This window comes from Rhodococcus sp. NPDC049939, from assembly GCF_040656415.1.
In the GTDB taxonomy this organism is placed as follows: Bacteria; Actinomycetota; Actinomycetes; order Mycobacteriales; family Mycobacteriaceae; genus Rhodococcus_F.
Genome location: NZ_JBFAMC010000005.1, coordinates 241,726 through 259,159 on the forward strand (window position 1 = coordinate 241,726; position 17,434 = coordinate 259,159).

The following is a 17,434-nucleotide window of genomic DNA, read 5'->3' on the forward strand; positions in this document are numbered from 1 at the left end:
CTATTCGTCGACGTCGGCTACGACTGCTGCAATGCGGCGATCACGTGGTCGACCGTCGGCGATCCGGCCAACCCCTCGGGCGTCCGATACAGCCGGCACGAAAGGCCCACGGCCGCGGACGGGTCGTCGAACAGGTCAACCCCGTCGACAAATACAGTGGGTGAGCCTCGAAACCCCATTCGGTGCGCTTGTTCATCGGATTCGATTGCAAGCAAATTGATTTCGACGTTGCTGTGGCCGAGCCGATCCAGTGCTTCACGCACGCGCACCTCGGCGATCTCCCGATGCGGACAACCCTCCGTGTACGCCACTGCTACGTGCATGGTCATGGTTTCCGATGTCCCAACTCGACGGCGAGTTCGTTGACACGGGCTGCGATGTCGTCCCGGACCAGGCGCATCCGTTCGATGCCCTCGATGCCGCGTTCGGACGGTTCGCCCGTGTCCCAGTTCTCGAACCGAGTACCCGGAACGGATTCGACGTGCGCCTCGCGACCGAGCGTGACCACCAGGTCGACGTCGCGGATCATCTGAGGGTCGACCGATGTAGGGGTCTCGCCGGTGATATCGACGCCCACCTCGAGCAGCGCCTCGGCCGACAGCGCATTGACCGCGGTGCCCGGCTTGGTACCGGCGGAGTACACGTCGACAGCCTCACCGGCAGCCTTGCGCATCAGCCCGGCCGCCATCTGGGACTTTCCGCCGTTCTTGACACACACGAACAACACGCTCGGGTTCTCGGACATGACGATCCTTTCGATCAGGGCATCGGCAGCTCCGCATCGAGCAGAACGCTTTTGCATCAAGGCTTCTTGACCAAGGATGCCGATGCGGGCGCGAATTCAGCCGAGTGGGCGAAGCGCTTGCGCAGTGCCAAGGATACGTAGACCAGTCCCACCAGGACGGGGACCTCGATCAATGGCCCGACCACCCCAGCCAATGCCTGCCCTGACGTTGCTCCATAGGTGGCGATCGCTACAGCAATGGCCAATTCGAAGTTGTTGCCCGCGGCGGTGAACGCCAAAGTGGTGGTTCGCTCGTATCCGAGACGTGTGACGGCACCGAAAAGGTAGCCGCCGCACCACATGATTGCGAAGTACACCAGCAGTGGGACCGCGATCCTGACCACGTCGAGGGGCCGGGAGGAGATCTGATCACCCTGCAGTGCAAAGAGCACCACAATCGTGAAGAGCAAACCGTACATCGCCCACGGGCCGATTCTGGGGATGAACGTCGACTCGTACCAGGTCCTGCCCTTGATCCCTTCACCGTAGCGACGGGTCAGGTATCCGGCGAGCAGCGGGATTCCGAGGAAGATGAGCACCGACTTCGCGATCTGCCACGGTGAGGTGTCGATGGTGGTCTGTTGGAGGCCGAGCCAACCGGGGAGGATCGACAGGTAGAACCAACCGAGGACAGCGAACATGATCACCTGGAAGATCGAGTTCAGGGCAACGAGGACGGCGGCAGCCTCGCGGTCGCCGCGCGCGAGGTCGTTCCAGATGATCACCATCGCGATGCACCGGGCGAGGCCGACGATGATCAGACCGGTGCGGTATTCGGGCAGGTCCGGCAGCAGCAACCAAGCCAGAGCGAACATCAGTGCCGGGCCGAACACCCAGTTCAGCAGTAGTGACCCGATGAGTAGTTTGCGGTCGCCGGTGACGGTGTCGAGGCGGTCGTAGCGCACTTTTGCGAGCACCGGATACATCATTATCAGCAGGCCGAGAGCGATCGGCAGCGAGATGCCGTCGATCTCCATGGCGCTCAGTGCGTCGTCGAGTTCCGGGATCGTCCGGCCCAGGAACAGACCCGCGACCATGGCGATGCCGATCCAGACCGGGAGGAACCGGTCGAGGTTGGACAGTTTGTCTACAACGGGAGTGCGTGCGGTGCTGGCCACGCTCACGACGACCCCTCAGCACACGCCTCGGACTGCACTGCGGGGCCGGGTTCGGCGCGCAATACGGCGCACAGTTGCTGCAGAGCCGAGGGATTCGCCCAGTAGTAAACCCAGGTTCCCCGTCGCTCACAGTCCAGCAATCCCGCTTCCCGGAGCACCTTCAAGTGGTGTGAGATCGTCGGCTGGGACAGATCGAACGACTCGGAAATGTCGCATACACAGGCTTCGCCGCCGGGGTGGCTGGCAACCAGACTCAGCAACCGGAGTCGAACCGGGTCTCCGAGCGCCTTGAACATCCGGGCCAGCCCACCAGCCCAGTCTTCGGTCAACGGTTCTCGCACCAAGGGCGAACAACATGCGCCAGTCGCCGGCAACACCTGATTCGACATTCGTCAATATTGACAGATATCTAATCAACCCGCCAGCCTCGTGATCCATGACCTGTCGCAAGCGCAGCGATCGATATCTGTGGTCGACTACAGGTTCGTCGCCACATCGCGCGATACGCCGCCGACTCGAGTTGAAGTAAGACGCGCCGCAGGTAGGAAACTTCGGAATCCCGAGAAAAGACCGATAGCCTGGGGCTGTGGAGTCTTCAGCTAGCAATCACGCGCCACACCGCATGGACCCAGCGTTGGAATTGCAGTCGGACCCGCAGGAGTTGATGCCTCGCAAGCGTCCGATCCAGGAACGTAGTCGCCGCAAGTTCGACGCACTTCTCGCTGCTTCACGAGAGTTGCTGGTGGAAGTAGGCTTCGAATCGTTCACCTGCGAAGAAGTAGCAGCCCGCGCCGATGTCCCTATCGGAACGCTCTATCAGTTCTTCGCAAACAAGTACGTGATCGTGTGCGAACTGAACAGGCAGGACCTCGTCGGTGTCCAGCACGAGCTCGCACAGTTCAACGGTGAGGTCCCGTCCCTCGACTGGCTGAGGTTTCTCAATTCCTTCGTCGATCACCTGGCGGGACTGTGGACCTCAGACCCGTCGAGGCGAGCGGTGTGGCTGGCGATGCAGTCGACGCCCTCGACCCGCGCCACCGGGGCACTCCACGAGAAAGCACTCGCGGAACAAATCTCCCGGATGCTTGCACCGCTCACCCCGCATACGTTGCGCGAGCGGCGCAAAATGATGGCGGAAGTCCTGGTCCACGTCGTGTACTCGATGCTCAATTTCTCAGTGCAGGACAATCAGAGCCATGCGGACGCCGTCGCCGAACTCAAACGGCTCATGGGGGCATACCTGCTGGTCGCCGAGAAGGAATCACGGTCGTCCGCACCCAAGTCATAGCCGTCACGGTGACTCGGTAGCGGCGGTGCCGTCACATGACTCGATCACGGCGAACGCACCGGCCATGTCTCCGTCATGAGTGAGGGATATGTGAATTTTCGTGTCCGACAGATGCTTGGCGACGTCTCCGAGTAGACGAATGCTAGGTCGCCCCCACGCATCGGTCACCACCTCGATCATGTGATGGACCGCCTCGGGCAGCACCGGCGGGCCGGCGAAGAGAGAAGTGGACCAAGCCTTGATCACTGCCTCCTTCGCGGCCCACCGGGCGGCGAAATGCCTGGCCGGATCGGAGGTCCGGGTCGCGGCGTCTCGGCGCTCGCCCGGCGTGAAGTTGTCGAGCATGGCCGTTCCCGGCCGGTCCATCTGCTCGGCGAACTCCGACACCGTCACGAGGTCGAAGCCGATCCCCAGAACTCCCATCACAACCTACTTGCAGCCGGGCAAGCCCGAGCTGTAGACGTCGCCTTCTCCCAAGCGCGCAGTCTCGGTCAGCAGAACGTCCGCCTCGAGCTGACGGGACGCCGAAGCCGGGACGTCGTCGCCACCGAAACGGCGATCGGCCGGACGCTCGAACAGGCTGCCGCCCCCACACATCGCCCGAGCCAGGCGACGCTGACCCTCCAGGGTGCGCTGTCCGGCCTGCTCGAGATAAGCCGCTCGCACGCCGGACGGGATCGCCTCGACGAACGCCTGCGGGTGTACCACCGCGATCATGCCGGATACGTGCCCGAAGCCGAGGCTGGTCAACAGACCTGCCCGGAGCGGAAGGTGCTCTCCGAAACGCAGCGGCTCCCGAGCCCACACGAGATGCTCGTACTCGGACATCTTCTCGTCGACGCAATCGAGGCTGCGGTTCGGTGGGACGACGCCCTGGGCAAGCACCTGGCAGAGACCGATCAGCTGGAACGCTGCGGCACCACCCTTGGCGTGTCCGGTGAGACTCTTCTGCGAGATGACGAACAGCGGTGCACCTTCGCTGCGGCCGAGTGCACTGGCCAGGCGTTCGTGCAACTCCGACTCGTTCGGGTCATTGGCGGCGGTGGAGGTGTCGTGCTTGGAGATCACCGAGATGTCGTCTGAGCTCACCCCGAGCTTGCCGAGCGATCGGGCAAGTTCGGAATCCACTCCCCCGCGACCGGCACCGAGCGCACCGATTCCGGGAGCCGGGATCGACGTGTGGACACCGTCGGCAAACGAATTGGCGTAAGCGACGACACCGAGGACGGGCAGCCCCATCTCGAGCGCCAGATCGCCGCGCGCGAGCAGGACGGTTCCGCCGCCCTGAGACTCGACGAACCCGCCGCGTCGGCGGTCGTTGGCCCGCGAGAATCGGCGGTCGTCTATGCCCTTGGTCCGCATGTCATCGGTATCGGCCGTCGCGGACATGTCGCCGAATCCGACGATGCCCTCGATCCCGAGATCGTCGAACCCTCCGGCAACCACGAGTTGGGCTTTCCCGAGCTTGATCTTGTCGACGCCCTCCTCCACCGAGACCGCGGCGGTGGCACATGCTGCAACCGGATGGACCATGGCGCCGTAGCCACCGACGTAGGACTGAACAACGTGCGCCGCAATCACATTCGGCAACGCCTCCTGCAAGATGTCGTTCGGCCGGCTCTCGCCGAGAAGCGTGTCGACGTACAGCGACCTCATCGACGTCATACCGCCCATACCGGTGCCCTGGGTGTTGGCGACCAGCGAGGGATGCACCCACCGCAGCAGCTCGCTGGGTGTGAATCCTCCGGTGAGGAACGCGTCGACCGTGGCGACGATGTTCCACAGGCCCACCCGGTCGACGGACTCGGCCATGTCGGCCGGGATGCCCCACTTGGTGACATCGAACCCGGCCGGGATCTGCCCACCCACACTGCGCGAGAGCTTCATCTTGCGGGGCACGCGGATCTCGGTACCCGCACGGCGGGTGACCTGCCAGTCACCGCTGTCCGGTACCTGGGTTGCGACCGTGTTCTCCGGGTCGGCCTCGACGAAGCTCAGCGCCTCCGCCTCGCTGCTGACGACAAAGCTCAGATCCTTGTCGAGGAACACCGACGTCAGCAGGGGTGAGGTGTTCTCGACCATCGCCCCGTCGTCCTCGTAGCGGCGGATGCCGCAGCGCTCGACGACCGTGTCGTGATACCGATCGGCAATCTCTGCCTCTGGAACCAGTTCTCCGCTCTCGGTGTCGTACCAGCCGGGTGCAGGCGTGGACTCCCACACAACCAGTCCGGTGTTCCAGGCAAGCTCGAGAACTCCTGCGGCCGAGAGTTCTTCGTCGACCTCCATCTCGAAGCGGGTGCGTGCGGAACCGAACGGACCGAGTTCACCAGCGCCCACGATGACGACGAGGTCTTCGGGAGCCGCAGTTACTTCCGGCCAATGCGTCGCTACCGACTCGGCGAGCCGCGGGGGTGCCGGCAGAGCAGCGATCGTGTCGGATTCGGCGGCACTGTCGTCGCCGACGTCTACCGCTGCCGCTTGCTGAGCCTGCTTTGCCAGGGTCGGCAAGTCCAGATTCGCCTGGGCAAGTCCGCCGGTCAGGTCGGCCGCCAGCGGATCGGTGGAGGCCAGGCGACGCGCCTCCGGCTCGCACCACTGCAGCAGTTCGGTAGCCATTTCCCGCGTGGACCAGGTGCGCACCCCGGCACTTTCGACCGCTTCGACCAGGGGATCGTTGCCGCCCATCAAACCGGTTCCGCGGACCCAGCCGATGAGAGCATGCACCAGCGTGACACGTTCAGCCCAGCTCCGCTCCGCCTTCCAGCGAGCGACGATGGCGTCGAGCGCGGCCTTGGCCTCGCCGTACGCACCGTCGCCACCGAACAGACCGCGGTTGGGAGAACCGGGCAGCACCACGTGCAGGTGGGTGTCGACGTCCCTGTCGTAACCGATCTTCCCCAGTCCGCCGATCAGGCGTTCCACCGACCACAGGAGCACGCGCATTTCCATTTCGGCGCGAGCACCGGCATCGGCAAGATCACCCGCCACCCGAGGTGCGGCGAACGGGAACAGGAGCGTCGGGGTTGCAGCTTCTTTGACGAGCTTCTTCGCCCCACCAGCGGTCTCGTACTGAGCGTCACCGATCCACGCGATGAGCGCGTCGATGTCGGTGTAAGAGGCCATGTTCGCGGGGACCACCCAGAGGGCGGCACCGGCACGAGCGTGGCTGCGGTAGAGGTCACGGTAAAAGTGCAGCCGCTCGTCGTCGAGACGTGACGTGGTCGCGAAGACGGTAGCACCGCCCGCGAGCAGTTCCCCCACAACCGCGGCCGCGATGGAACCCTTGCTGGCACCGGTGACGACGGCGACCTCGTCGGCCCATTCGCCCGTCGCGTCGTCGGTGGCGACCGCCGCCTCTGCGATACGCACGTATGTGTCGGCGAGTGTTGTACGGCCCTCGTGTATCGCGCGAGCCTGCCACCACTGTGCATGCGCCGCGACCGATTTTCCGGCACCTTCGAAGCTCTCGACGCCGAGCGGCTCCGAGGACACCGGGACGGCGTCTCCTTCCGCCTCACCCGACCGAATCCACATGCGGGCCAGATCTTCACGTGCGGTGGCCCAGCGGTCGTCGAGCAGCACCGCCTTGGCGCCGTCGAACACCGGAGCGACCAGACGCGGCCAATCGGAACCTAGTTCCGCGGACACCAGGTCGATCAGTTCGGTGTCGGTCGGCTGCAAGGTCGTTGCCGTTTCGTCGGCGAGACCGAGTTGCTCGAGCACCAACCGGGCAGCCGAAGCCAACACGCCATCGCGGCCCGTGATGTGTGCGGTGAATTCGTCGAGCGCGGCGGCGTCCACGGTGCCACCACCGCCGCCACCCGCGGATGGGAGAGAGACACTGATTCCTCGACGCGCCGCCACGGAGGCCACGGCGCCGTCGATGATGGCGTCCACTGCGGCGCCGTCGGCAAGACCGCCACCGGCGAGGCCACCGAGTTCACCGCCACGGATGCTGGAACCGTCACGAGTTCCGAGCGCCACTTCGGCGGTGACATGGTGCGCCCAGCCGTCGCCGAGTTCCCAGACCTTCTTGACACGGTCCGCAACCGCTGTGGGACGACGACCCGAAGGGCCGAAGACCTTTCGGAGGTGATCGGTGATCGAATCGGACAACACCGGGCCGAAGGGCTTGTATGTGCGCGCCAAGGAGTCGACGGTGCCGGCCAGCGAGCGCATATCGGCGTCGGCGGCGCCGTCGATGGCACCGAGCGAGAGTTCGGAGCCGAGGTCGACGAGCAACTGGTTCCGTCGCGAAGACACGCCATCGCAGAGCGCCTCGATCGTGTCGGCGGGACCGATCTGATCGGGACGCAGCTTGGTCCACAAGCTGATCAAGACTTCAGTGGCATCGGCAGCCTTGAACGCGATGTCGTCGGGACGCGGCCCGCCGGATGCAGCGGCAACTGGAGCGCTTGGAACCGCTGGCGCGAGCGCAGGTGCTTCCGGCGCAGTACCGTTGTCCGGCGCCTCACCGGCCTCGTCCTCCTCGGTCGGGGCCGGATCGACATCGGTGGCGTAGACGACGGATGCCTCACGTTCGATGTTGAGAACCTCGACAGGGTGACCGAAGCGATCCGGCAGCTTCAGCGTCTGCGTCGCCAGGTTCGCGACCGTGGGGACCGCGCCGAGGCCGATCTCCACGAAACGCTCGACACCCAATCCACCATCGGATTCATCCGCGAACAACAGATCCTGCGTCTCGATCCACCGCACCGGGCTGGCGAACTGCCAGGCCAGAAGTTCGATGAGAAGCAGGCGGGTGAGTTCGACCGGGTTGTTCGCCCACGAGTCGAATTCTTCGAGCACATTCTCGAGGGGCTTCGAAGGAACGAGGTCGGCGATCTCCTGCACGAACTCCCTCTCGAGGGAGAACGGCTTGGGTACGAGGTTCGGGATGTATCGCCCGACCAGAATCGCCGGGTCGATCTCCTGCGGAAGGAGTTCCTCGAGCCGACCGCGGAAATCGTCGACGCCATTACGCAGCACCGTCGAGTGGAACGGGACATCGATTCCAGGAACCTGGATGTACGCGCGCTTGCCGCCGAAAGCCTCACGACGGGTATCGATTTCCTTTTCGAGCGCATCGAGTCCGGCAACCGTACCTGCGATGACATACTGCGAGCCACGAAGGTTCAGGTTCACGACCTGTAAGAACTCACCGGTCTGCTCGGCGACTGCGGCGACGAACGCTATGACGTCGTCGTCGCTCAGTCCGATCTGCGAGGGACGGATGGCGGCCATCCTGTAATCGGAGCGACCCGCCTCGTCTCGGGGAACGAGTGCGTGCATCGCGGAGCCGCGTTGGAAGACCACTTCGAGGACAGCCTCCAGGGGCAGCACACCGGCGACAGCGGCGAGAGCGTTGTACTCACCGACCGAGTGGCCCGCCAAGAGCGCGCCTTCGACGAACGCGCCGGACTCGCGCAATTCGGCTACCTGCGCAACCCCGAGGGTCGCCATTGCTACCTGGGTGAACTGAGTCAGATGCAGGACACCGTCCGGGTGCTTGTACTCGACGCCCCGTGCTTTGACGACCGTCGGGTTGTCACGGACCACGGCCAGGATCGAGAATCCCAGAGCCTTGCGGGTGTGCTTGTCGGCCCGATCCCAGATCTCACGTGCGGCCTTCGACCGAGAGCGGGCGTCCAGGCCCATCCCGGCTCGCTGGATGCCCTGTCCAGGGAATGCATAGGCGGTCCTCGGCGCGGCGGTCCGACCCGTCGCGACCATCACCAGATCGCCGTTGATTCGGCAACCGACCTCGACGATCTCGGCACCGCGGTCGACGGCGACTCGGTCGACGCGGACGTCGATCTCGGCACCCGGCCTGACCATGCCGAGGAAGCGAGCCGTCCAGGCGGTGAGTCGGCGCGGCGGTGTCCTGGTCTCGGTGCGGTCCACCGAGGTGACGACCTGCTGGGCAGCAGCGGACAACCACATTCCGTGCACGATCGGGCTGCCGAGGCCTGCGAGCAATGCCGCGTTGTCGGAGGTGTGGATCGGGTTGTGGTCCCCCGATACCTGGGCAAAGGAGCCCATGTCGCGGGGAGCGACGATTGTGGTGTCGCGACGTCGACGGCGCGGCGTGTCGATGGTCTCGTCGCTGAGCGAGCCACCTGCACGGGCCGGGTCAGGCAGTTCGCCCTTGCCGGTGCGCCCACGGATCGCGAAGCGCTCCGCGAGGGTGGCGACCGCAGGCGCATCCAGGCCTTCACCGAGCATCGCGCCGACCTCGACCTTGACCTCGACCACACGACCCAGGTCGGTGTCGACAACCGAGGCAACTGCGGCCTTGACTACGAGAATGCTTGTCTCCGCAGGCAGTTCGCCGACGAATTCGACACTGTGGTCCAGGTGGACCAAGTCCAGCATTCCCTCGATGACCGACAACGAATCTTCGGTCTTCGCCATCCCGAGTACGGCGAAGACGGCAGGCCAGCAGGCGCCGACGATCACATCCGGGACAGCTTTTCCACTGACGCTCAGTGTCGTGGGCAGACCCGAACCGGTTACACCCGCATGGTCAGCGGCCAGGTCCGGCCTCCACGCGAGGTTGAGGCGCGCCACGCCGCCCTTGACGGTAGGCAGTTCCTGTCCGGCCGCAACCGCGAGCAGTGCCGACATCGACTGTTCCGCATCGGACTCTGTGACTATCGGAGCACCACCATCGGCGACGGATGCGGGCACGGTGATCCGGATGCTCACCGACTTTCCTGCCACAAGTGGGACGGTGAGCAGCACGTGCTCGTCGTCGGCGACGGTAAGTTCGGCGCCGGTAGTTTCGTGGAACGCCTTGGTCTCGGACTCGACCGACCACTTGTCGAGGTCACCGAGTCGTCGGACCGGGCTCTGGGTCAGACGTGTAGCCCACGTGATGTCGGGCGCGCACAGAACCGCGTCGATGAGGCTGTGAGCGACGTCCCGATGCCGCCGACCGTGCAAGGCAACCGGCGTTGCGCCATCGGCGAGCAGTTCGTCATAGGTCGCCTGCTCGAAGCGGTCGAGCAACTCACCGACCGGTTCGTCGACTCGGGTGATACCCGCGACGGAGACGGTGCCCGGGATGACACAGACCTGGTCCGCACCATAGCGGGGGTCGTGCGCCTGCCACAGCGAGTCCGAGCGCCACCAGCGGCGGACGTCACCGTCCACGACGGGCACGAAGTTGACCGGCTTGCCGGGTGTCTTGCACAAAGACACGAAGAACGACACATCCGCGGGATGCAGCGCGGTGGTGGCGAAGTCGGGATACTGCCCTTGCAGCGCGCAGATCGCGGCCTCGGGCCGCTCGAGGATCGAGGTGTCCGCGAACAAGGTGGGGATCGCTCCCCGGTCGACCGGGTGCAGACGCGACTCTGTGCGCTGAAGCATCTCACCGAATCGGTCGCGCCACGTTATATCGAGCCACGGGCTGGTGGTGGCCTCCCTGATGGCGTCCTGAAGGTCTGTGCCGCAGTCGAATTCCTTCGCAGCGTCGATTCCGACAGTCAGTTCGAGGTAACGGCGAAGCCACTGCTCATATGTCATCGTCTCGAGGTCGCCGAAGTACGGCTTGGCGGTGATGTTCAGTGCCGCAATGATCTCGTCGCGACGCTCGGCCACTGCCGCTGAATCGCCGGCGACCTCGTCGAGAAGTCGACCGGTGCGCGAGGCGGCATTGTCGATCTCGTGGATGTCGGCGCCGAGCTGGCTGCGGCCCGAGGCCATGCCGCCCTCGGCGGTGCCCGCTGCGACCCAGTCCGGGGTTCCGGGAGTGTCGACAAGTAGTTGCTTCACCTCCGGAGAGGTAGTGGCCTCGAGGGTGGCCATGGCTGCGGTGCCGACCAGGATGCCGTCGACGGGCATTGCGGGGAACCCTGCTTCGATCGACCAACGACCGGTCAGGTATTCGGCCGCCCGTTCGGGAGTGCCGATGCCACCGCCGACGCAGATCACCAGGTTGGGCCGTGAACGCAGCTCCGAGTAGGTGTCCAGCAGAAGGTCGTCGAGGTCTTCCCACGAGTGGTGACCGCCGGCCCTACCACCCTCGATATGGACTATGACGGGGAACGAAGGAACCTCGTTGGCGATGCGAATGACGGAACGGATCTGCGTGACCGTGCCCGGCTTGAAGACGATGTGCGTTATGCCGATCTCGGTTAGTTCCTCGATGAGCGCCACCGCGTCCTCGAGTTCCGGGATGCCGGCGGAGACCACGACGCCGTCGAAGGGGGCACCTGCCGTACGTGCCCGCTGAAGAAGGCGCTTGCCTCCTATCTGCAGCTTCCACAGGTAGGGGTCGAGGAACAGTGAGTTGAACTGCGCTGCCCGGCCAGGCCCGAGCAGCGTCTTCAGTTCGGTGACCCGGTCCTCGAAGATTTGCTCGGTTACCTGTCCGCCACCTGCAAGTTCGGCCCAGTGGCCTGCGTTCGCGGCGGCTGCGACAATCTTCGCGTCCACGGTCGTCGGAGTCATACCGGCGAGAAGGATCGGCGAACGACCGGTCAGCTTCGTGAACGCGGTCTCGACTCCGACGCGGCCTCCGGGAAGTGTCACCGGCTTCGGAAGGAACTCGGTCCATGCCGCCGGAACCTCGGGGGTGGCGCCGGGGGTGAGCAGGTTCCGCTGACCACCGCGAGTAGCCGCCGGGACGATTCCGACACCCCGGCCGCGCACACTTGCAGAGGTCATACGAGTGAGGATGTCCTCGGGACCGAGGTCCAGGATCCATGCGGCCCCATCATCGATGGCGCCGTCGACCGCGCCGACCCAGTCGACCGGTTCGACCAGTGTGCCGCTCGTGAGGATACGAGCCTTCTCCTCGTCGAGACCACACCGCGCAGCCCACCGACCAACGATGTCGATCGTCTCGGCAAGAGCGGGATGGTGAAATCCGATTTCCACCGCCAATGCCTCGAAGACCGGCGAGAAGACCGAGCCACCACGTTTCTTGGCATCGCGCTCGCGGGCCTCGTCGGCCGCAATCTGCTCGCAGCGTTGCTGCACGCGCGCCAGCTGGGTCGGCGGGCCGGACAGCACTACCCGTCGACGGGCGTTGCGGATGCTGAGGACGGCTGCACGCTCAGGGTCGAGGCCCTCCGCGAGTTCGTCGACGATCTGACGAAGACGCTCCGGATCGACATTGGAGACCGCAAGCATGGGGGTCGAGTCCGCCGCGGAGATCACACCGCGGCGGCGCCCCACCAGCCCGGCGGCAGCACCGATCAACTGAGCAAGCGCAAGCAGTTCACCGTCCTTCTCGCCCGAGTAAGCTACTGCTTCTGCAGCGAGCAGCCCCTGCGAGTGGCCTATCACCGACACGGGAGCCGTGACCGCGGGATCGAGGCCCTGTGCTGTCAGTGCACGCAGCGCGGCAATCTGGGTGAGAAAGACGCCGGGTAGCGACACCGCCGCCGAGGTGAGCGCCGCGCCGGATGGGCCGGCAGCTGATGCACCGTCTTCTTTGTCGGTGAGTTCCTGCTCCAGGATCCACGCGATGGGATCGAATCCGGCCGGCCTGACGACCAGCAGTTCCTGCGCCACGGGGGCCAGGCAAGCAGCAGCGTCGTTGACAATCTTGGTAAGTGTGGGTTCGAGGCCGTTGTCGCGGCTCAGTTCCTCGAGCGAATTCAGCCAGGGAGCTCCCTGACCACCGAAGGCCAGCGCGTAGGGCTCGCCCGCGTGTAGACGATCCGCAAGAGTCCCCCGCACAGACGACCGAGTGTCGCCCCGTTCTACGCCGACGTGCCGCGAACCCTTCGAATTCCTTCTGTTCCCCGCGGGTGTCGTGTCGTCAATCGTCACGCATGTGTCCTCTCCTGATCCCCTGATCCGATGTGGGAATTGCCTCCCCCCTGGTCAGGGGTGGGATATGTCATGTCTTCCGCCCTCGGCACGCTGATCGGACACGTTGGATCCCGTCAGCTCTCGATGGCTGTTCAAGGTTGACACAGAATTATGAGGATTTACTCATGTTCGTGGCTCCACCCGGGCTTTCCGGCTGCATATCCGGGGAAAATCCCGTGATGTCACTCACAAGTTTCACCAAATGTGACTGGCGAGTAGACCGCGTCCTCGCTGGACTCGAGCGGTGCGTGGACGTCCAAGAACCTGAGGAAAGCCTCATTTTTATCGTTATCAATTTGTTACCCGCTTGACGTACTTTGCTGCCCGTGCATCGGCTCCTCGGGCCGCGCATTCCCGCAACTCCTGTTCTGAGCATCAGTGGGTGTGACCCGGCGCGCCGGAACTCGGCCCACGATTGGCGCCGTCTCGGCCGTGGCGTAACCTGTTCCCTCGCGCGCGAGTGGCGTAATTGGCAGCCGCGCCAGGTTTAGGTCCTGGTGTCCGAGAGGACGTGGGGGTTCGAGTCCCCCCTCGCGCACTCTTGATCCCTGCGATCTCGCAGGGGCTGTGACCATCGCCATAGCGTCGATCTGCTCCTAGCAGCGCATTCGGCGATTCAGGTACCGTCTCTACGTGCCCGGAAACCACAAGCAACGTCGCCCCGCACTGATTCTGCTGGTGGCCGTCGGCGCCGCGGGATGTCTGGCACTCGGTTGGTGGCAGTGGACTCGATTCGAGGCGGTAGGGGGAACCGGACAGAATCTCGGCTACGCCTTCCAGTGGCCACTGTTCGCGGCGTTCCTCATTTACGCATACCGGCGGTTCGTGCAGCTCGAGGGCGCGAAACTCGACGAGGCCGAACCGGAGAATTCGGCCGAAGCACCAACCGCTCCGACCGCACCGCACGAGATTCCGGCCGACCTCCTTCCCGCTCGCCCCACGGTGGTCGAAGACACTGATCCCGACGACCTGGAGAGCCGGCAAATTTCGCAGTACAACGAGTATCTCGCCGAGTTGTCCGCTCGCGAGAGCGATAGGAGTTCCACGTGAGCACTGGCCAAGACGAGAAGACCGCCAGTCCCGTAGTAGACACCGCGAAGCAGCAAAAGGTCGCCCCCGCGCTCCTTCGCTACCGCATCCTCGCCTACGCCACCGGCGTGTGGTTGCTGGTCCTCACCGCTGAGATGGTCGCAAAGTACATCTTCGGGGTCGACAACCTCCCCAGCTGGATCGCAGTGGTCCACGGCTGGGTGTATTTCGTCTACCTGCTGGTGACTTTGGACCTGGCAGTGAAGGTGCGGTGGCCTGCGGGCCGAACCGTCGGAACCCTTCTCGCAGGGACCATCCCGTTCCTGTCCTTCTACGTCGAGCACCAGCGGACCAAACAGGTTCGATACGCGTTCGGCCGTTAACCGAGCCTGTCGTCAACGGTCAGCGGTCGGTAAGCGCCGCGAGCACCGGAACGAGTTGGGCCAGGGCGCGTCCTCGATGTGAGGACGCGTCTTTTTCTTGCGGCGAGAGCTGCGCAGCCGAGCGGCTGTCGGACTCCGGCACGAAGATCGGGTCGTAACCAAACCCTCCGTCACCGATCGGCTCACGGGCGATCGTGCCGCGCCACTCACCCCGCACCACCGACGAGTCACCGCCGGGGACCACTAGAGCGCACGCCGAGACGAAAGTCGCTCCCCTCCTGCCGTCGGCCACATCCCTGATCTGCGCCAGAACCAATGAGGTGTTGGCGGGATCGTCGCCGTGCACACCCGACCATCGAGCGGACAGGACGCCCGGCATGCTGTTCAGTGCGTCTACTTCGAGTCCGGAATCATCAGCGACGCAGGGCAATCCGGTTGCTTCGGCACCATCGCGCGCCTTGGCCAGAGCATTCTCCTCGAATGTCGCGCCGGTTTCCGGGGCCTCAGGATATTCCGGCACCGAATCGAGCCCGACCAATTCGATACCCTCGACCCCCTCGGACTCGAGTACTCGATGCAACTCACGAAGCTTCTTCGCGTTGCGACTGGCCACCAGCACTCGCACTGCCTTCGGCACCGAACTAGCCTCCGAACTTCTTCCGCGGCGCCTCCGGAACCTCCGGCTCCGGCAGACCACCCGGGTAGGGAAGCTCGAGCGCGGCCTTCTGGATCTCGAAGAGACGCTCACAGCCGGCCAATGACGAATCCAGGAGTCTGTCGAGTGTGCTCCGGGGAAACGTCGCCCCCTCACCGGTGCCTTGGATCTCGACGAGAGTACCCGTGTCGGTGGCCACCACATTCATGTCGACCTCGGCCCGAGAATCCTCCTCGTACTGCAAGTCGAGGCGCACGCGGCCATCGACCACGCCGACACTCACCGCGGCTATAGCGCAGGAAATCGGCTGAGGGTCTGTGAGGCGGCCGGCGGCGCGAAGGTACGTCACCGCGTCCACCAGAGCGACGTACGCGCCGGTGATGGCGGCGGTACGAGTTCCGCCATCAGCCTGCAGGACATCACAATCGAGGGAGATCGTGTTCTCGCCGATCGCAGCGAGATCTATGCACGCTCGCAGAGAACGGCCGACCAGTCGGCTGATCTCCTGGGTTCGTCCCCCTACCTTGCCCTTGACCGATTCGCGTCCACTACGGGTATGGGTCGCGGCGGGCAGCATCGCGTATTCCGCTGTCAGCCAGCCGAGCCCGGAGCCTTGACGCCAACGGGGAACACCCTCCTCGACACTGGCCGTGCACATCACCCTGGTATTTCCGAATTCCACCAACACCGAGCCCGCAGGGTGTGTGGTGAAGCCCCGGGTGATCTTGACCTCGCGGAGTTCGTCGTCCGTCCTACCGTCTTCTCGTGTGGTCACCACCGAGAGCCTAGTCGCCCGCCTCGAGGTCCGCCCACACGCCTTCAGATGGTGTAGACGCCCCCGGGGGAGACCGCATGGACCGGACCGGAGAACTCGGCTTTGGCCTCGGCGATGACGTCTTCACGCGACGTCCACGGCGGAATGTGGGTGAGCAGCAGTTCACCGACACCAGCGCGGTGCGCAACCTGACCGGCTTCCGTACCGGAGAGGTGGATGCCCTTCGGACGATCCTGGCTGTGCGTCCACGATGCTTCTGCAAGCAGCACGTCGGCACCGCGGGACAGTTCGATGACCTCGTCGCACATACCCGTGTCACCGGTATAGGCGAGGGAGCGCCCAGCGCTGTCGGTCAAGCGCAGGCCATAGGCCTCGGGTGGATGATTCACCCGACGCGCGACGATCGTGAGGTCACCGAACGTCACTGACTCTCCGTCCGTCCAATTGCGCACGTCGATCGTGTCGGAGATGTCATCCACGTCGGCCTCGCATTCGGCGGAGGCAACACCTATCCGGTGGGCGGTGTCTGAAGGACCGTAGACGAGTGCGCGACCGGTCGGAGGGTGTGGGTGATAGCGACGCCACACCAGCAGACCGGGCAGGTCCAGGCAATGGTCGGCGTGCAGATGGCTGAGGAAGATCGAGACCTTGCCGGGGTCGGCGAATCGTTGCAGCGCACCGAGGACGCCCGGTCCGAAGTCGAGGACCACCGGCGGTGTTTCCGGCGCGGTCAGCAGGTAGCCCGATGCCGGTGAATCCGGTCCGGAGACGCTGCCTGAACACCCCAGGACGGTAATGCGCATACTCGTCATGCTGCCACGGCGACCCGATTTGGAAAAAGCTGCCGCCGGATTCGGCGCGTCGACCGCATCGCGCGGTATTACACGAACGATTGCGGGCCGATCGCCTTCCGGTTCCGCTGCTTCCTGGCATCTGCAGAGAGCAGCCATGCTGCGACGACGCCACCGACCGCTCCGAACAGGTGCCCCTGCCAGGAAACCAACGGGGAACTCGGGAACACTCCCCACAGCAGGCTGCCATAGAAGACGAATACGACGATGCCGAGGAGGATCTGACCCACGTTGCGGGTGAAGATCCCACGAACGAGCAGATACGCCAGCAGGCCGAAGATCAACACCGAGGCACCGATGTGGTTGGTATACGAGCCGCCGGTCAACCATGTACCCAGGCCGCCGACCACCCAGATGATTCCAGTCGCCGCTAGTCCCCTGGCGATGCCTGACAGCAGGACGAGGAATCCGAGCACCAGCAGTGGGACGGTGTTCGCGAAGAGGTGGGCCCAGTCGGCGTGCAAGACCGGGGCGAACAGAATCCCCCAGAGCCCGTCGAGTGTCCTCGGTTCGATGCCGTTGTTCTGAAGTCGGTCGTCCGTTACGACGTCCACGAATTCGATCGCGTACAGCAACAACGTGAAACAGCCCACGAGGACAGCAGACTTCTGCCACACCGGCCGCGGTTTCCGCCCGGGATCGGGAATCGAACCACCTCGAGGTACCGGCGAATTGAATCGCGAGGAATCGAACGAATTGCTCAAGCGCCACACACCGCTCTCG

General features: G+C 64.6%; 13 protein-coding genes and 1 tRNA gene. 4 read left to right on the forward strand and 10 right to left on the reverse strand.

Annotated elements, in window-relative coordinates:
- Positions 1-17 precede the first annotated feature (17 nt).
- From AB0I57_RS18085 to AB0I57_RS18100, 4 genes are read right to left on the reverse strand one after another with little or no spacing between them, the layout of a single operon-like run.
- Positions 18-329, reverse strand: coding sequence for a thioredoxin family protein (locus tag AB0I57_RS18085; RefSeq protein ID WP_358338197.1), 312 nt, complete (start codon positions 327-329; stop codon positions 18-20).
- On the reverse strand, positions 326-745 hold the full coding sequence (locus AB0I57_RS18090) for a low molecular weight phosphatase family protein (protein WP_358338200.1): 420 nt from the start codon (positions 743-745) through the stop codon (positions 326-328). Before AB0I57_RS18090 ends, AB0I57_RS18085 begins: the two co-directional genes overlap by 4 nt.
- Before the next feature lie 56 nt (positions 746-801).
- Entirely contained in the window at positions 802-1,908 is a 1,107-nt protein-coding gene (arsB, locus tag AB0I57_RS18095; protein ID WP_358338203.1) for an ACR3 family arsenite efflux transporter, read from the reverse strand.
- Positions 1,905-2,291 (reverse strand): metalloregulator ArsR/SmtB family transcription factor, encoded by a 387-nt coding sequence (locus AB0I57_RS18100; RefSeq protein WP_358338206.1) that lies wholly within the window; start codon positions 2,289-2,291, stop codon positions 1,905-1,907. The genes arsB and AB0I57_RS18100 overlap by 4 nt, the downstream gene beginning before the upstream one ends.
- A gap of 233 nt (positions 2,292-2,524) precedes the next feature.
- On the opposite strand from AB0I57_RS18100, the gene AB0I57_RS18105 reads away from it, so the two are divergent.
- On the forward strand, positions 2,525-3,190 hold the full coding sequence (locus tag AB0I57_RS18105) for a TetR/AcrR family transcriptional regulator (protein WP_358338327.1): 666 nt from the start codon (positions 2,525-2,527) through the stop codon (positions 3,188-3,190).
- A gap of 3 nt (positions 3,191-3,193) precedes the next feature.
- Here AB0I57_RS18105 and AB0I57_RS18110 read toward each other — a convergent pair whose 3' ends face one another.
- Both AB0I57_RS18110 and AB0I57_RS18115 read right to left on the reverse strand, forming a co-directional pair.
- Entirely contained in the window at positions 3,194-3,613 is a 420-nt protein-coding gene (locus AB0I57_RS18110) for a holo-ACP synthase (protein WP_358338208.1), read from the reverse strand.
- Positions 3,614-3,619: 6 nt separating this feature from the next.
- A complete protein-coding gene (locus AB0I57_RS18115; RefSeq protein WP_358338211.1) occupies positions 3,620-12,976 on the reverse strand; it encodes a fatty acid synthase subunit beta domain-containing protein in 9,357 nt (3,118 codons plus the stop codon).
- Between the two features lie 496 nt (positions 12,977-13,472).
- Between AB0I57_RS18115 and AB0I57_RS18120 the strand changes: the two genes are divergently transcribed.
- The 3 genes from AB0I57_RS18120 to AB0I57_RS18130 all read left to right on the forward strand — a co-directional run bounded on the left by AB0I57_RS18120 (position 13,473) and on the right by AB0I57_RS18130 (position 14,430).
- Positions 13,473-13,556: transfer RNA gene (locus AB0I57_RS18120), tRNA-Leu, on the forward strand.
- A gap of 95 nt (positions 13,557-13,651) precedes the next feature.
- Positions 13,652-14,068: a transcriptional regulator gene (locus tag AB0I57_RS18125; RefSeq protein ID WP_358338214.1), complete on the forward strand. Its 417-nt coding sequence runs from the start codon at positions 13,652-13,654 to the stop codon at positions 14,066-14,068.
- A complete protein-coding gene (locus AB0I57_RS18130) occupies positions 14,065-14,430 on the forward strand; it encodes a DUF3817 domain-containing protein (RefSeq protein ID WP_358338217.1) in 366 nt (121 codons plus the stop codon). Before AB0I57_RS18125 ends, AB0I57_RS18130 begins: the two co-directional genes overlap by 4 nt.
- A 19-nt stretch (positions 14,431-14,449) precedes the next feature.
- Here AB0I57_RS18130 and rdgB read toward each other — a convergent pair whose 3' ends face one another.
- The 4 genes from rdgB to AB0I57_RS18150 all read right to left on the reverse strand — a co-directional run bounded on the left by rdgB (position 14,450) and on the right by AB0I57_RS18150 (position 17,424).
- Positions 14,450-15,067 (reverse strand): RdgB/HAM1 family non-canonical purine NTP pyrophosphatase, encoded by a 618-nt coding sequence (rdgB, locus tag AB0I57_RS18135; protein WP_358338219.1) that lies wholly within the window; start codon positions 15,065-15,067, stop codon positions 14,450-14,452.
- A 4-nt stretch (positions 15,068-15,071) separates the two neighbouring features.
- Positions 15,072-15,860: a ribonuclease PH gene (gene rph, locus AB0I57_RS18140; protein ID WP_358338222.1), complete on the reverse strand. Its 789-nt coding sequence runs from the start codon at positions 15,858-15,860 to the stop codon at positions 15,072-15,074.
- 44 nt (positions 15,861-15,904) lie between these two features.
- Complete coding sequence (locus AB0I57_RS18145) at positions 15,905-16,663, reverse strand: cyclic nucleotide-degrading phosphodiesterase (protein WP_358338225.1); 759 nt, start codon at positions 16,661-16,663, stop codon at positions 15,905-15,907.
- A 77-nt stretch (positions 16,664-16,740) separates the two neighbouring features.
- The gene (locus AB0I57_RS18150; RefSeq protein WP_358338330.1) at positions 16,741-17,424 is read right to left on the reverse strand and encodes a rhomboid family intramembrane serine protease; all 684 of its coding nucleotides are present in this window, start codon (positions 17,422-17,424) and stop codon (positions 16,741-16,743) included.
- Positions 17,425-17,434: the final 10 nt, after the last annotated feature.

Excerpts from the sequence above, each read along its gene's own strand:
- AB0I57_RS18085 (WP_358338197.1), bottom strand. The coding sequence starts at position 329 with ATGACCATGCACGTAGCAGTGGCGTACACGGAGGGTTGTCCGCATCGG.
- AB0I57_RS18145 (WP_358338225.1), bottom strand. The coding sequence starts at position 16,663 with ATGCGCATTACCGTCCTGGGGTGTTCAGGCAGCGTCTCCGGACCGGAT.
- AB0I57_RS18105 (WP_358338327.1), top strand. The coding sequence starts at position 2,525 with ATGGACCCAGCGTTGGAATTGCAGTCGGACCCGCAGGAGTTGATGCCT.
- AB0I57_RS18100 (WP_358338206.1), bottom strand. The coding sequence starts at position 2,291 with ATGTCGAATCAGGTGTTGCCGGCGACTGGCGCATGTTGTTCGCCCTTG.
- AB0I57_RS18090 (WP_358338200.1), bottom strand. The coding sequence starts at position 745 with ATGTCCGAGAACCCGAGCGTGTTGTTCGTGTGTGTCAAGAACGGCGGA.
- AB0I57_RS18110 (WP_358338208.1), bottom strand. The coding sequence starts at position 3,613 with ATGGGAGTTCTGGGGATCGGCTTCGACCTCGTGACGGTGTCGGAGTTC.